Here is a 13,347-nt window from a genome sequence, read left to right as displayed (position 1 = left end):
AGCTATTTTAACTTATCTTTTTCATACGTGTGAATGAGTTCCAATCCACGAAAATCTTGCTGCCTTAGCGCTTCATAGACAATCATGCAGGCACAATTTGATAAGTTCAAAGAGCGGACATGCTCGTCATTCATTGGAATTCGGATACATTCATCACGATGTTCATTCATAAATGCTTTGGGTAATCCTGTGTCCTCACGACCAAACAGAAAATAATGGTCAAGACCATCATCAGAATAATCGACATCAGAATAAACATGTTCTGCAAATTTACTGACAAGATACAGTTGACTTCCGTCAGTAATAGAAGACATAAACGCTTCCAAACTTTTATGGTAAACAATATTTACCTTATCCCAATAATCCAAACCAGCCCGTTTCAAATGCTTGTCTGAAATTTCAAATCCAAATGGTTCAATCAAGTGAAGCACTGTGTTTGTGGCTGCGCAAGTTCTTGCAATATTACCTGTGTTAAAATGAATACGAGGTTCAAAAAGAGCAATATGATTCATAAAGTCACACTTTCTCATAGTTTGTCAGTACTGACAGAAATTTCTATTATAAAAATAAAAAAACTAGGCCCCTCGGAGTCAATCTCAGCAAGAGGTCTAGTTGGGGGACTAATTTGCTTTAATCATAACAGGCAAGATTGAAACAAATTAATATGTCTATTATGATAACACTTATCTTTTAATTTGTAAAGAAAAAACATATATTTTTAACAAAAAAGGTATCTATTCGTCAGTAAAAAATACTAATGAATTAAAATAAAAACTAGTATTGTAATTTTATACACCTAGCATTATATTCAGCGAAAATAGCAAATTTTTGCTATAATGATAGGAGCGAATTTTTAGAGAAAGGGTATGCTATGATTATCGGAATATGGGCAGAAGACGAACACGGTCTCATTGGAAAAGAAGAAAAAATGCCTTGGCATTTACCCGCAGAGCAGCAACATTTTAAAGAGACTACGATGGGACAGGTTATCCTGATGGGGCGTAAAACCTTTGATGGTATGAAAAAACGTGCTTTACCAGGTCGGATTAGTATCGTTCTTACTCGCGACAAAAACTATGTGTCAGAAAATCCAAATGTAATCATCATGAACAGTAAAGAAGATGTTCTCAAGTGGTATAAAGCACAAAACAAATCTTTATTTATTACTGGTGGAGCGGAAATTCTGAAACTCTTTGAATCAGACCTTGAACAGATCTATCGTACAATTGTTCAGGGCGTATTTGAGGGTGATGCTTACTTTCCAAGCAGTTTTGATTTTAGCAAATTTACTGAAATATCAAAGAAAATGTATGAGAAAGATGCAAAAAATCCCTATGACTTTATAATCAAAAAATATGAAAAGGTGAATTAAGAGCAGCTAATCTAAAATTTGCTCTTAAAACAATGTTATGCGACTTTGGGAAAAACAACAGATAGCATTACAAAGTTTCATAATAATGCCAATATATCATCATTTCTTACGATAAATTGGCCATAGTATAAAAAGTGAGCTCAAATATGACAAAATCAATCTTTGGACTCTTCACAGCTATCCTCTGTTGGATCTGTGTCGTTATTTCCATTCAATGTTTTAGAAAAAAGCGATGGGGGTTAGGAACGCTCTTTCTCCTTAATGCTTTCACTAATTTAGTGAATTCTATCCATGCTTTTTTTGGAACTCTATTTTAAGAAACAGAGTTTCCATATTAAGATTATTTTACTTTACTGGAAAGTATAACAAACAGCTATAGAAACGAATAACACCATGTCAAATACACAAACTCCAAATATTTATTGTTCATTTTGTGGGAAAAACCAAGATGATGTAAAAAAGATGATTGCAGGCTCAGATGTTTATATCTGCAATGAATGTATTGAGTTATCAACACGTATTCTGGAAGAAGAAACACGTGAAGAACTGGCCTCTGAAATGCTTGAAATTAAAACACCGCAGCAAATGCTGGAACAGTTGAACGCATACGTCATTGGACAAGAACGCGCAAAACGTGCGCTTGCCGTAGCCGTATATAATCATTACAAACGAATTAACTTTGCAGGCAGTAAAGAGAATGATGACATTGAACTTCAAAAATCAAATATTCTTCTTATTGGACCTACAGGTTCAGGTAAAACCTTTCTTGCCCAAACATTAGCAAAATCACTCAATGTACCTTTTGCTATCGCGGATGCAACAAGCCTAACTGAAGCAGGCTATGTTGGAGAAGATGTAGAAAATATTCTCCTAAAACTTCTCCAAGCAAGCGATTTCAATATTGAGCGCGCTCAACGAGGAATTATCTACATTGATGAAATCGATAAAATTGCCAAAAAGTCAGAGAATGTTTCCATTACACGCGATGTATCAGGAGAAGGGGTACAACAAGCTCTTTTAAAAATCATTGAAGGGACTGTTGCAAGTGTTCCGCCACAAGGTGGACGCAAGCACCCTAACCAAGAAATGATTCAAATTGATACTAAAAATATCCTCTTCATCGTAGGTGGAGCTTTTGATGGTATTGAAGAAATCGTTAAACAAAGATTAGGCGAAAAAATTATTGGTTTTGGAGCAAATAATAAGAAACTCGATGAGGGGGATTCTTATATGCAAGAAATCATTGCAGAAGATATCCAAAAATTCGGACTGATTCCAGAATTTATTGGACGTCTTCCTATTGTTGCGGCTCTGGAGCGTTTGACAGAAGATGATTTAATTCGTATTTTAACCGAGCCAAAGAACGCTTTGATTAAACAATACAAACGATTGTTGTCCTTTGATGATGTCAAGTTAAAATTTGAAGAAGAGGCGCTTCGTGCGATTGCCCAAAAAGCGATAGAACGCAAAACTGGAGCACGTGGTTTACGTTCTATTATTGAAGAAGTAATGATGGATGTTATGTTTGAAGTTCCAAGCCATGAGGACATTAAAAAGGTAGTCATCAATCAAGCAGTCGTTGAGGGAACACAAGAACCTAAAATGATAAGAGAAACTGGTGAATAATGGCGATTAATACGAATAATCTAAAACTAACAATTTCTGCCGCTTCGAAAAAGCAATATCCAGAAAATGATTGGCCTGAAATAGCTCTTGCAGGTCGCTCTAATGTGGGAAAATCTAGTTTTATCAATACTTTACTTAACCGTAAAAATTTTGCCAGAACTTCTGGACAACCAGGTAAAACACAGCTTTTAAATTTTTACAATATTGATGACCAAGTTCATTTTGTCGATGTTCCAGGGTATGGTTACGCTAGAGTTTCTAAAAAAGAGCGTGAAAAATGGGGCAAAATGATTGAAGAATATTTGACAACTCGTGAAAATCTTCGTGCAGTAGTGAGTCTTGTCGATATTCGACATGAACCGTCTGAAGATGATATTATGATGTATGAATTTTTGAAATATTATCATATTCCCGTTATACTGGTTGCGACAAAAGCCGATAAAATCCCTCGTGGAAAATGGAATAAGCACGAATCTGTCATAAAAAAATCTATCAAGTTTGATAGTACAGATGACTTCGTTATTTTTTCATCAGCCGATAAAACAGGGATTGAGGAAGCTTGGCAAGCTATTTTAAAATATCTCTGAAAAAAATGCTATGAAGAGATTCATAGCATTTTCTGCCAATTAAATTAATATCACAACGAATTTTTCATTTGTGCAGTTTATGTTAGAATTTTTCAAAAATTAAAGATATAGGGTTAGAATGTATAAAATTAAAATAAATAACATGAAATTTAGAGCTCATATCGGGGTTCTTCCTGAAGAAAAAATTTTGGGTCAAAATCTTGAGATAGATATTATTGTAGAAACTAATTTTGATTTTTCAGGTAAGGATGAGCTGACTGAAACTTTATCTTATGTTGATTTTTATGAACTTATTAAGAATATTATTAGTCAATCTGAAGCTGATTTGATTGAAAGTTTAGCATTTGATATTATCAAAAGTATCAAAGCAACAACATCAAAGATTACTGCGGTTGAAGTTCATCTTAGAAAATTGGCTGTTCCTATTGAAGGGATTTTTGATTCAGTTGAAATTGAGATGAGAGGCTAGAAAATAATATGGAGGTTTTATGCAAACTGTTTATTTAAGCTTAGGAAGCAACATTGGTGATCGTCAATACTACTTACATGAGGCATTAAGATTGTTGGGCGAGCATCCACAAATTTTGCTTGAGCATCATTCAAAATTTTATGAAACCTCTCCTGTTGGAGGAGTTGAACAGAATTCTTTCATCAATCTTGCAGCAAAGATTTCAACTTTGCTTTCTCCTAATGATTTGTTAGATTTTATTCATGAAATTGAAGCGAAATTAAATCGTGAACGTAAAGTACATTGGGGACCTCGAACGATAGATATAGACATCTTATTTTATGGGGAGCAACAAGTTGATGAACTACAGCTCACTATCCCACATCCGGAAGTTTTTAATCGTCTTTTTGTCCTCATCCCATTGTCAGAATTGACGGATAAAAGTTTTAAGTATAATGAAAAAATCAAAAATGCGATAAACCTTCTCAATAAGACTAAGCAGGAAGTAAAAATGGTTGATGAGGAACAATCCCCACAAACTCGAATTGAGCGAGCTATTCGTGAAATTCTTTTTGCAGTTGGCGAGAATCCTGAACGAGAAGGACTGATTGAAACACCAAAACGTGTGGCAAAGATGTATGAAGAAGTTCTTTCATCTCAACGTTTGAACGAATTTGATGAATATAAGCTTTTTAAGATTGACCCTAGTAAAGTAGATTCGATAGTAACGGTCAAAGATATTTCTTTTTATTCAATGTGTGAACATCATATGCTCCCATTTTTTGGAAAAGCACACGTTGCTTATATTCCAAAAGATGGAAATATTATTGGACTTTCAAAAATTCCTAGACTCGTTAATTATGTTTCCCGAAAATTATCTGTCCAAGAAAATATAACGCGGGATATTGCGGAAATCCTTGAGAAAATTTTGGCTCCTAAAGGTGTAGCAGTAGTAGTTGAGGCGCAGCATCTGTGTGTCGAAATGCGCGGTGTTAAAAAAGAGAACGCCCTTACTAAAACCTCTTATTTTCTTGGAGAATTTAACGAGAGTGTCGATAAAAGAATGGAATTCCTAGAAAGTTTGTCTTAAAAATTTATGAAAATTATAGAATTAAATCAAGATCAGTTTTCTTTAAAAAATATCATGATACAATTTGAATGTGAAAGTTCTAAAAAAGCAGCTGAGTTGATGAAAAGGTTACATAGAAATGGTAATAAAGTGCAGCTTACAGAGTGCTCTATTCTTGTAACTTTTGATATTTTTGAGCTTTCATTATTTGTAGAGTCATTTCAGACAAGTTCTGATAAACAGGAACTTCAAAACATTCTACATCGTCATCAACTCATCTGGTCAGGAAATAATTTTAGTTTTGATTTGACTAAAAAATCAATTATTTATTCTATCTTGAACATTACGCCAGATTCGTTTTATGATGGTGCTCCTGAAAATCTGACTTTAAGCCACATTTTAAAACGAGCGGAGTCAGATATTAATCATGGGGCTGCTGTTCTTGAATTGGGAGGCAAGTCTTCTCGTCCAGGCTATTCAGACATTACACCAAAAGAAGAATGGTTGAGATTGGAAACTCCTTTGAAGGAAATTAGGAGAAACTTTCCTCAAGCTATCCTTGCTGTTGATACAGATGAAGCTTATGTTATGGAACGTGTTTTGGATATAGGAGTTGATATTATTAATGATATTGATGGTTTTGATACCGTTGATAAACTTAAAGTTGTCGAAAATTACCATCCTACTGTGGTAGCAATGAATAATGGACGAGCTGGATTTTCTTATGCCGACAATGTTTATGAAGAACTTTCTCAGTTTTTCTTGAAGAAATCAGAGGAGCTTTCTCAACTAGGACTCAAAAGAGAGCAGATTTGCATTGATCCTGGTGTTGGATTTTTTACTGGACCTTCTGGTTCAGATAGTGTTCAACGCATTAATACAACTGAGATTCTAACACGTTTAGGTTTACCTGTCATGATTGCTATCTCAAGAAAATCTTTCATGGGTAATATTTTTGGTGTAGATGTCGATGAACGTTTATTTTCTACTTTAATGTTTGAAGCAAAAATGATGTTAGAAGGTGGAAGGATTTTACGGGTACACGATGTAGCGGAAACAAAACGTTTAATTGATGCTGTGGAACTTTATAAAACTTTTTGATGAATAACGAAAAATTAATCTCATCTCTCAAGAAGCTACGAGAGTTTGAAGATACAAAAAAAATAGATGAAATTATTGAATTATTAAGAGTGACACACGGAGAGCTTCGAGGGAAAAAAAATCTTGACTTGCAACTTTCTGCGAGTAGTCTTGTCTTTCAAGCTGAGCAATTATATTTTATTGAGCATCCTTATCAAAAAGAGCTTTTGCTTCCAGCTGGACATGTAGAACTAGGCGAATTTCCGTTAGAGACAGCAATCCGTGAATTTCATGAAGAAACAGGATTTTATGCTGAAATGGATGGTATTCTCGTTGATGTTAATCTTATTAAGATACCATTCAATGGAATAAAAAATGAAAAAGCTCATTTACATATTGATTTTAGATATCTTTTGAAGAAGAGCATTAAAAAAGCAAGTAGAGCTGAGTTACCAGTATTTCTACTCACTCAGCAAGATGCTCCAGAGGAATTTAAAAAGTATTATCAATATAGTAAAATGGACTTGCTTTGATAAAAATAGATAGAAAACCCTATTTTTCAGTGTGAACGGGTGTTTTACAACTTAGAGGATTAAAATGATTGTTGAAGAAGCAGTGGAATGGATTCATTCCCGTTTAAAATTTAATATTCGACCAGGTTTAAGTAGGGTTGCAGCATTGCTCAAACTCCTTGGAAATCCTGAAAATGAATTATCAATGATTCATATTGCAGGAACTAATGGGAAAGGGTCTACAGTCGCATTTACGCGCTCTATTTTTATGCAAGCAGGACTTAAAGTCGCGTCTTTTACTAGTCCTTTTATAGAAACTTTTGGTGAACGGATGAGCATAAATGCCCAACCTATCCCTGATGATAAATTAGTTTATTATGTGAAGTTGATTAAGCCATTGGTAGAGAAATTGGATACTGATGAGCAATTATCTGGAATTACAGAGTTTGAAATTATTACAGCAATGGCCTTTAAATACTTTGCTGATGAGAGCGTAGATGTTGCAGTTATCGAAGTCGGTTTGGGCGGTTTGTTAGACAGTACAAATGTGATTACACCTGTTGTTTCTGGTATCACGACGATTGGGTTAGATCATATTGATATTTTAGGTTCGACTTTAGAAGAGATTGCTGCGCAAAAAGCAGGAATTATCAAACCTGGTATTCCTGTTGTTACTGGCAATGTCGTTCATGAAGCTTTACAGGTTATTTTAGAAACGGCTAGGAAAAACGTTGCTAGACTTTATCAGTTTAAATATGATTATCGAGTAGAATTAGAAGAAAATGAGCATTTTGATTTCTATTCTTCAGGACAGATTATTGAGGATATTGAAAAATCGTTGACTGGCTTACATCAGGTTGAGAACGCGGCGATGGCAATTGAATTATCACTTGTTTATGCTGATAAAGTAGGAATTTCGTTAACAGTACAACAAATTAGAGAAGGAATAAAGAAAGCATATTGGCCTGCGCGTATGGAAAAATTAGGCGAAAATCCTCTTGTTTTGCTAGATGGGGCGCATAATGTCCATGCAATGGAACGTTTGTTACAAAATTTGAAAACTGAATTTTGTGGTAAGAAGATTACCATTATCTTTTCTGCAATTAATACAAAAGATATTGCACAAATGGTTAAGATGCTTCAAACAGTTGAAAACTCTCGATTAATTTTGACGACTTTTGATTATCCAAAGGCATTGCATTTAGAAGATTTTCGCTATCTTGAGGATGATGACGTGGAGTTGGCTCCAAGCTGGCAACTTGCTTTGGTGAGAATGAAGAAGATGTTAAAAGAGGATGAGGTGCTGCTTATTACAGGTTCTCTCTACTTTTCGTCACAAGTGCGAGAATTTTTATTGAATGGATAACTTTGAATGTCATAAAAGTTGAATTTTGAGCTATAATATATTAGGCTGACTTTAATGAGATGAGTGAGTCAGCAAAATGATTTTTGAATAAGGATAAAATATGATTCTTGCATCTCATGTTTTGGAGAGGATGATTTTTCATTTAATGAATCATAAGAGGAGGAAAATAGAATTTTGATCGTATTAGCAGGTACTATTGGAGCGGGTAAATCAAGTCTTGCAAAGGCTTTGGGAGAACATTTACAAACGGATGTTTTCTATGAAGCGGTTGATAATAATCCTGTACTTGACCTTTACTACCAAGACCCTAAAAAGTATGCTTTTTTGTTGCAAATTTACTTTTTAAATAAGCGATTTGAATCAATTAAAATGGCTTATCGTGAGGATAATAATGTTTTGGATCGTTCGATTTTTGAAGATGAGTTATTTTTGACTTTGAATTATAAAAATGGGAACGTGACAAAGACTGAGCTTGATATTTATAAAGAATTGCTTGCCAATATGCTTGAAGAGTTAGAGGGAATGCCTAAAAAGCGTCCTGATTTACTCGTTTATATTGATGTATCATTTGATACAATGTTGTCACGTATTTCGCAGCGAGGTCGTTCTTTTGAACAAATTGATGGACAACCTGCTTTGAGGGAATATTATCATCAAGTTCATGGAGAATATCCAGATTGGTTCAATCAATATGATGTATCTCCTAAATTACGAATTGATGGTGACCGAATTGATTTTGTTAATAATCCGGAAGATTTGAATGATGTTTTATCTCAAATCGATAATGAGTTGAAAAAATTGGATTTACTATAATCTGTCAGTATACTGACAGATTTTTTTACAGTGATTCTGACAGAATTTTCGGTAAAATTATGAATAAAATGATATAATATTATAAATTATACTATGATGAGGAATTGAAATGACAATAAACATTGCGCTATTGGGATTTGGGACTGTAGGTTCTGGTTTGCCAGGCTTACTTTTAGATAATCAACAGAAGCTAGGAATGATTCTAAATCAGAAAATTGTTATTTCTAAGATTTTGCTTAGAGATCAAGAGACAATTAATCGAGTGAAAAAAGATGGTTTTGATTATCCTTTTGTTTTGTCTATGGATGAAATTTTACAAGATGACAGTATTTCTATTGTCGTCGAATTGATGGGACGCTTGGAGCCTGCGAAAACTTATATCTCACAAGCACTTTCTGCTGGAAAAAGTGTGGTGACGGCAAATAAGGATTTACTTGCGATTCATGGGAGAGAGTTACGCGCCTTGGCGAGAGAAAATCATGTTGCTCTGTACTATGAGGCGGCAGTTGCCGGTGGTATTCCAATATTGCGAACTCTTGCTAATTCATATGCTTCCGATAAAATTACTCGACTTTTAGGCGTTGTAAATGGAACAAGTAATTTTATGATGAGTAAAATGGTAGAAGAGTCATGGTCTTATGATGAGGCTTTGCGAGTGGCACAGGAATTGGGTTATGCTGAGTCAGATCCAACAAATGATGTGGATGGTATAGATGCTGGTTATAAATTAGCGATTTTGAGTGAATTTGCTTTTGGGATGTCGCTTTCGGCATCAGAAGTTCAACATAGTGGGATTCGTGAGATTGATAAGAGTGATGTAGAAATCGCACAACAGTTAGGTTATGTCATTAAACTTGTAGGTGAAATTGTCGAAGTTGAATCAGGGATTTTTGCAGAAGTAAGCCCAACGTTCATTCCGAAAACTCATCCACTTTCAAGTGTTAATGGAGTGATGAATGCTGTATTCATTGAGTCTTTAGGAATTGGTGAGTCAATGTTTTATGGCCCAGGCGCTGGGCAAAAACCAACGATTACGAGTGTTTTAGCAGATATTATCCGAGTGGTAAAACGGATGAATGATGGAACGATTGGGAAAAGCTTTAATGAATACTCACGAGAAACAAAGCTTGCCAGACCTGAGGATGTTAAAAATAAGTATTATTTTTCAATTGAAACACCAGATTCTACAGGTCAATTTTTAAGATTAGTTAAAATTTTCACGAGTGAAGATGCTTCTTTTGAACAAGTATTACAGCAAAAAGGGGATGGTAAACGTGCTATTGTCGCTATTATTTGTCATTCGCTAAATCAAGTACAGTTGAAAAATATACGTGAGAAATTAAATCGTGAAGTAGATTTTTCTTTACTTAATTCTTTAAAAGTGATTTATTGATGGTTTGAGCAAGTTTAATGAGATAGGAAATTGAGATGAAAATTATTGTTCCAGCAACTTCAGCAAATTTGGGCGCCGGTTTTGATTCTATCGGGATCGCAGTAAATTTGTACCTTACTGTTGAGATTCTTGGTATTTCTAATTCTTGGTACATTGAACATGATTTAGGTGAAAATATTCCAACTGACGAACGAAATCTATTGCTGACAACTTTGACAGAAGTTCTGTCAGTAAAAAATGTTGTTTTATCAGAAAAATATCATTTAAAAATGACGTCTGAGATTCCATTAGCTCGCGGTTTGGGTTCTTCAAGTTCAGTAATTATTGCAGGCATTGAATTGGCAAATCAATTGGCGCAGCTTAATCTGACGATTGATGATAAGTTAGAACTTGCCACTCAGATTGAAGGTCATCCCGATAACGTGGCGCCAGCACTTTTGGGAAATCTTGTCATTGCGACAACAAGTAATCATCATACTGATGCGGTATGTGCACAATTTCCAGCCTCTAAACTTTTGGCTTTTGTGCCAAATTATGAATTGAAGACGATGGATAGTCGCAAAGTGCTACCTGAACAATTGACTTATAAAGAAGCTGTTAGTGCAAGCTCAATCGCTAATGTGCTGACAGCAAATCTTCTGACAGGAGATTTGCTGTCAGCAGGGAAAATAATGGAGCGTGACCGTTTTCATGAACCTTATCGAGCTAATCTTGTTCCAGAGTTAGCCATTTTAAGAAAAATTGGAAGGGCGCACGGTGCTTATGGTACCTATTTGAGTGGTGCTGGGCCGACAATCATGATGTTATGTGCTGACGAAGTTCTGTCAGTACTGACAGAACAAATTCATCAGGATAAGCAACTGACTGGACAGCTTTATTCACTTGAAATTGACAAAATAGGCTTAAAAACTGAACATTGAATTAAAAATCTGTATTCTTATACAGATTTTTTTGATTATTTTATAAATAAAATGATATAATCATTAAAGGAAAAAGAATGAGAAGTATATCACTAACTTTTGTTCTATTCTGGTATATATAGGGTTTCGCATTGTAATTTTTAAATAATTAAAAAGCAATAACAAAGTATTTTATATTATTTTATAATTATGAGCATTAAATGAGAAACTTTTGTCGTCCTCATAATTTTTTATCTCAGCAGCTTCTATATTATCATTAGATTGAAATTTTAAATTTTGTATTGAGATAAAAAATTAACCGCATATGATTTGGTGCAAAAGTTGTGTCAAATCACATCTTATAACTGAGTTTGGTGTGCTTGAAATTAGTGAAAATAGACAAATTCCAGAACCGTACTTTCGCACGAACCTGTAATTTTCTAATTTTCCTAATTTCAGGACGATCGCCCCTCACATCTTATAACTGAGTTCGTCCTTCTTGAAAGGTGTGAAAAAAGGTAAAATATTCAATGGACTTTGCCCATTTCCGCATTATCTTATTTTTCAACCGTTCAGAGCCGTCGGACTCACATCTTAAAGGAGCTTACTAATGAATCAAACAAGTAAAGTCAAAGTAAGAAATCTGGTTATTGCCGCGATGCTTACTGCTCTGGGGATCTTAATCCCCGCAATAATGCCAGCAAAAATCATCATCGGCCCCGCCTCATTTACACTCGCATCACATGTTCCTGTTATGGCTGCAATGTTTTTCAGCCCTGTGATGACAGCGTTTGTTGCCATTGGAACAACGATTGGATTCATGATTAGCACACCTGTACCAACGATTTGGTTGCGTGCTGCAATGCATATTATCGTAATGACGGCAGGTGCATATTTCTTAAAAAAACATCCAGAAATTATTCATCAGAAGGTCAAAATTCAAGTTTTTAATGTTATTTTGGGCATTTTTCATGCAGGATTAGAAGCATTTATTGTCTACGTTTTCTATGCTTTTGGTTTTGCAACGCTTGACCAACAGGCGCTTTTCAACTTTTTACTATTGATTGGTTTTGGTGGATTAGTTCATAGTTTTATTGATTTCAATCTGGCTTTAGGCTTGTGTAATGTGCTGAGCAAAGCTTTCCCAATTGATATTTTTGACCGAGCAAAACCATTTTTACTGAAAAATAAAATCAAGGCGAAAAGTTAAGCCATATTATAACGAATGGGTCATAGCATAAGACAAATTGTCAATGTCGCAAGAAAATGATAAAATAATGCTATGTTAAAACAAATAGAACTTGAAAAAATTCCAGATTTACTGGTTAAATTTGATGAACCTCTGTCAAAATATACTTATACTAAAGTGGGAGGACCAGCTGATATTTTAGCTTTCCCTTCTAGCATTGAGGCTCTGACAACATTACTACGACTGGCAAAGCAGATGAGTATACCAATCACTGTGCTTGGGAATGCTTCTAATCTCATTGTTCGAGATGGTGGAATTCGTGGTATTGTTATCTTACTTGAAAATCTAAAACGTGTGAATGTTGCAGGTTTTACAATTGAGGCACAAGCAGGTAGTACGTTAAAAGAAGTCACTCAAATTGCACAACAAAATGCACTTTCTGGCTTTGAGTTTGTTTGTGGTATTCCTGGTTCAATCGGTGGTGCAGTATTTATGAATGCTGGTGCTTACGGTGGTGAAATTTCACAAGTTCTCGTCAGTTGCAAAGTGATTGATACTGACGGAAATCTGTCAGTACTGACAGCTGATGAAATGAAGTTTGGTTATCGTCATTCGATTATTCGAGACAAAAATCTCATTGTACTTTCTGCCAAGTTTGAACTTCAAGCAGGAGACCCTACTCAGATACAAAATGAGATGAATCGTTTGAATTTCCTTCGTGAAAGCAAACAACCGCTTGAATATCCAAGCTGTGGCTCTGTTTTTAAGCGACCAGAAGGACATTTTGCTGGTCAATTGATTCAAGAAGCTAAGTTGCAAGGAATGCGTATAGGAGGTGTAGAAGTTAGTACAAAACACGCTGGCTTCATGGTAAATGTAAACTCCGGTACAGCAACAGACTATGAGCAATTGATCACATATGTGATTGAAAAAGTTCACGCTCATTCAGGAATTATCCTTGAGCCAGAAGTACGAATTATCGGGGAAAAATAA

At 35.0% G+C, this 13,347-nt stretch carries 14 protein-coding genes; 13 read left to right on the top strand and 1 reads right to left on the bottom strand.

Annotated features, from left to right (window positions below; all coding sequences use genetic code 11):
- Window positions 1-2: 2 nt before the first annotated feature.
- Window positions 3-512 carry a tRNA (cytidine(34)-2'-O)-methyltransferase gene (locus tag D7I46_RS04015; protein WP_120771715.1) on the bottom strand — a complete coding sequence of 170 codons (510 nt, stop codon included), beginning with the start codon at window positions 510-512 and terminating at the stop codon, window positions 3-5.
- Between the two features lie 359 nt (window positions 513-871).
- On the opposite strand from D7I46_RS04015, the gene D7I46_RS04010 reads away from it, so the two are divergent.
- From D7I46_RS04010 to murB, 13 genes are all read left to right on the top strand, one after another.
- A complete protein-coding gene (locus D7I46_RS04010; RefSeq protein ID WP_120771714.1) occupies window positions 872-1,372 on the top strand; it encodes a dihydrofolate reductase in 501 nt (166 codons plus the stop codon).
- 393 nt (window positions 1,373-1,765) lie between these two features.
- A complete protein-coding gene (gene clpX / locus D7I46_RS04000; protein ID WP_120771712.1) occupies window positions 1,766-2,998 on the top strand; it encodes an ATP-dependent Clp protease ATP-binding subunit ClpX in 1,233 nt (410 codons plus the stop codon).
- Complete coding sequence (gene yihA, locus D7I46_RS03995; RefSeq protein WP_120771711.1) at window positions 2,998-3,585, top strand: ribosome biogenesis GTP-binding protein YihA/YsxC; 588 nt, start codon at window positions 2,998-3,000, stop codon at window positions 3,583-3,585. The genes clpX and yihA overlap by 1 nt, the downstream gene beginning before the upstream one ends.
- A 118-nt stretch (window positions 3,586-3,703) precedes the next feature.
- Window positions 3,704-4,054, top strand: coding sequence for a dihydroneopterin aldolase (gene folB / locus D7I46_RS03990; protein WP_120771710.1), 351 nt, complete (start codon window positions 3,704-3,706; stop codon window positions 4,052-4,054).
- A 19-nt stretch (window positions 4,055-4,073) separates the two neighbouring features.
- On the top strand, window positions 4,074-5,123 hold the full coding sequence (gene folE / locus D7I46_RS03985; RefSeq protein WP_120771709.1) for a GTP cyclohydrolase I FolE: 1,050 nt from the start codon (window positions 4,074-4,076) through the stop codon (window positions 5,121-5,123).
- A gap of 6 nt (window positions 5,124-5,129) precedes the next feature.
- A complete protein-coding gene (folP, locus tag D7I46_RS03980) occupies window positions 5,130-6,203 on the top strand; it encodes a dihydropteroate synthase (protein WP_120771708.1) in 1,074 nt (357 codons plus the stop codon).
- The gene (locus D7I46_RS03975) at window positions 6,203-6,715 is read left to right on the top strand and encodes an NUDIX domain-containing protein (RefSeq protein WP_120771707.1); all 513 of its coding nucleotides are present in this window, start codon (window positions 6,203-6,205) and stop codon (window positions 6,713-6,715) included. Before folP ends, D7I46_RS03975 begins: the two co-directional genes overlap by 1 nt.
- A gap of 64 nt (window positions 6,716-6,779) precedes the next feature.
- Window positions 6,780-8,060 (top strand): bifunctional folylpolyglutamate synthase/dihydrofolate synthase, encoded by a 1,281-nt coding sequence (locus tag D7I46_RS03970; RefSeq protein ID WP_120771706.1) that lies wholly within the window; start codon window positions 6,780-6,782, stop codon window positions 8,058-8,060.
- A 171-nt stretch (window positions 8,061-8,231) separates the two neighbouring features.
- On the top strand, window positions 8,232-8,873 hold the full coding sequence (locus D7I46_RS03965; protein WP_120771705.1) for a deoxynucleoside kinase: 642 nt from the start codon (window positions 8,232-8,234) through the stop codon (window positions 8,871-8,873).
- A 109-nt stretch (window positions 8,874-8,982) separates the two neighbouring features.
- Complete coding sequence (locus tag D7I46_RS03960) at window positions 8,983-10,266, top strand: homoserine dehydrogenase (protein ID WP_120771704.1); 1,284 nt, start codon at window positions 8,983-8,985, stop codon at window positions 10,264-10,266.
- Between the two features lie 35 nt (window positions 10,267-10,301).
- Window positions 10,302-11,186 (top strand): homoserine kinase, encoded by an 885-nt coding sequence (gene thrB / locus D7I46_RS03955; protein WP_120771703.1) that lies wholly within the window; start codon window positions 10,302-10,304, stop codon window positions 11,184-11,186.
- A 589-nt stretch (window positions 11,187-11,775) separates the two neighbouring features.
- Window positions 11,776-12,375, top strand: coding sequence for a hypothetical protein (locus tag D7I46_RS03950; RefSeq protein ID WP_120771702.1), 600 nt, complete (start codon window positions 11,776-11,778; stop codon window positions 12,373-12,375).
- Window positions 12,376-12,447: 72 nt separating this feature from the next.
- Entirely contained in the window at window positions 12,448-13,347 is a 900-nt protein-coding gene (gene murB, locus D7I46_RS03945) for a UDP-N-acetylmuramate dehydrogenase (RefSeq protein ID WP_120771701.1), read from the top strand.

It is taken from the genome of Lactococcus allomyrinae, from assembly GCF_003627095.1.
Taxonomy (GTDB): Bacteria; Bacillota; Bacilli; order Lactobacillales; family Streptococcaceae; genus Lactococcus; species Lactococcus allomyrinae.
Note: the sequence above shows the minus strand (reverse complement) of the source record. Positions and strands in the feature narration are given on the sequence as shown.